Below are 2,502 nucleotides of genomic sequence, written 5' to 3'. Positions count from 1 at the left end.
AAACACCCAGCAACCAGAAGCCATCCAAACCCCCCGGGCCACGACCCCGCCGAACAGGATAAAAACCCAGCTCAGAGGTTAAAACTCAAGCTAGCATTCCTGCACATCTCATGCCCAGAATCGACGCCGCAGCACGACAACGGCCTTCAGCTTCGAATCCTGACAACGTGACATAGGTAAGCGACCTCGGTAGGTATCTGCCGGGCATTCCGCATTCCATCTTCATTGCGTGCGTGTGAGAGTCGCGCTTGACGACCACAGCTCTCCCGCGACGAAAGGGCGCCATCCGAAGCCGGTGAGCGCTCCCTTGCCGCTGGACGCTACAGGCACCGCACGAAGGATCACCATGTCACAAGCCGCTGTCTCGCGTGATGCGATTCTGATCGTTGGTGCTGGGCCAGCGGGTTTGACCCTCGCCCTCGAATTGCTGCGCTGGGGTGTGCCGTGTCGCGTGATAGACAAAAGGTCCGATCCTGACACGACATCGAGATCATTCACCGTCCACATACGAACATTGGAAGGATACGACAGGGCACGGATCGTCACGGCACTGCTGGATAAGGGCATCTGGAGCGGCGGTATAATCTTCCATTTCGAGGGGCCCGAACAAGCGGCGGAGCGGCTCGCCTTCGAGCAATTGAGCCACCGGTATCCGGGCATCCTCCTGCTCGAGCAGGATCGCTTGGAAAGCGTCCTGCGTGCCCAACTTGCCGCACGCGGCGTGCTCGTGGAATGGAACACCGAACTTCGCGCCCTCACCACCAGTGACAGCGGACGCATCACCGCGACCATTGTTCACACCGATGCCGACACCCGGGTGGTTGCAGAGATCGTGAACCCTGACTGGCTGGTGGGATGTGATGGAGTGCGAAGTACCGTGCGCACCCTCCTCGGGCTCGATTTCCGAGGCGACGAGTACACCGGCAGCATGAGGATGATGGACGTCCCGGTGGTCGGCCTTCCGCACGAAGACAGGGACATCCATTACGACATCCATCGGGGGGAACTGCTGCTCACGGCACCGCTCCCTACCGAAGAACCGCTTCTAACCAACTACCGTGTCCTGATCCACGATCCCACGCCCGCACGGAAAGGCACAACCGAGCTCGACGCCGCTCGCGCGGAGTTTCAGCAGGCCATACATAGGCATTTCGACGGCGCCGTTATGCTCGGTGAGCCGAAGTGGGCCACTGTCTTCGAGATCTGGCGGCGCGTCAGCTCTGCCTACCGCATCGGCAATATCTTCCTGTGCGGCGACGCCGCACACGTTCATTCACCTGCTGGCGGCCAAGGAATGAACGCCGCCATCCAGGACGCGCTCAACCTGGGCTACAAACTCGCAGGCGTCGCCGCGGGCGAGGCTCCGGAAGAGGTACTGGACACCTACGAAGTGGAGCGCAGGCCGGTCGCCGAGCAGGTCATCGACGGCACCCATAGGCTGCACAGCTTCATGATGGCGCACGGCAAATCCATGGACGACCGACGCGCGGTCATCCGAGCACCAGGCTTCAAACAAGCTGCCGCCAAGCAAATTGCAGGCCTGTCGTACTCCTACCGCGAGGTCATAGCCCAGCCCCCCCGCATACTGCCATTGGATGGCCTCAGAGCCGGAGACCGCGCCCCTGACGTGGCCATCACGCCGACGCTGTGGCTTCACGACCTGCTGCGACATCCGGGCTACACACTGCTGGTCTTGCAACGGCATCCGCAGTCCACGCTGGCGGCATGGGCCGCGCACGCCGCGCAGCCCTACAGTCGACGACTGCGAGTGGTAGCGATCGCCTCGACTGACTCAACCCGGCGGTGGCGGCCCCCATGGCGCGGCCAACGGCGCCGGCACTGCCCATCGTGGCTGGGCTGGTCGCCACGGAGGATCAACCGGGGCACGCTCCCTCGCGCATCGAGGTTGACCCCCGAGGTTGACGCGGCCGCGCCAACCCATGCCGTAATCGCCGAAAGCAACGAAATTTTCGACACGTACGGCGACTCCGCCACGGACTCGCTGTGCTTGGTCAGACCGGACGGACATATCAGCCTGCGGTGCCGCGGAAACGACAAATCCGCACTACTCGCCATGCTGCAGACAGCACTGATAGCGGCTGACGTAGACGACACCCACGCTCCCACTGAGCCACCGCGGTCGCGCACGGCGCTGAGGACATCTGAAGACCGGCCATGACCAAGATCGCAAACCTCAGTCTGTTCGCAGTCCCGACACGGCACCGTGGGCACGCTAAGCCGGCGCAATCAGCGTTTCGACCACCCGGCATGTGCCCACAACATCGATCCAACCCTGGTCGCAGCACAGCCGAAGCCATCAGCGCAGAGAAGGGGCCGTAGGCGTCGTCCAGAACCGGCCTCGGCAACAAGCAACCCGATTGCTCAGCAAGCCACAGCGCGGTGACGAGTGAACCGTCCTGGACTGGCTGGAGACTCCTGATATAGCAAGGGAGACTGTCAGCCATGGCGGCACCACGGAAGTTCGACGAGGGGACTCGCGCT

General features: G+C 62.7%; 1 pseudogene. It reads left to right on the top strand.

Features of this window, described 5'->3' with window-relative positions:
- Positions 1-346: 346 nt before the first annotated feature.
- A pseudogene (locus tag ACWEO7_RS39160) lies at positions 347-1,421 on the top strand (FAD-dependent monooxygenase); the annotation flags it as partial.
- Positions 1,422-2,502: the final 1,081 nt, after the last annotated feature.

This window comes from Nocardia sp. NPDC004260 (genome assembly GCF_053603155.1).
This window is presented reverse-complemented; position numbering and strand designations above follow the sequence as displayed.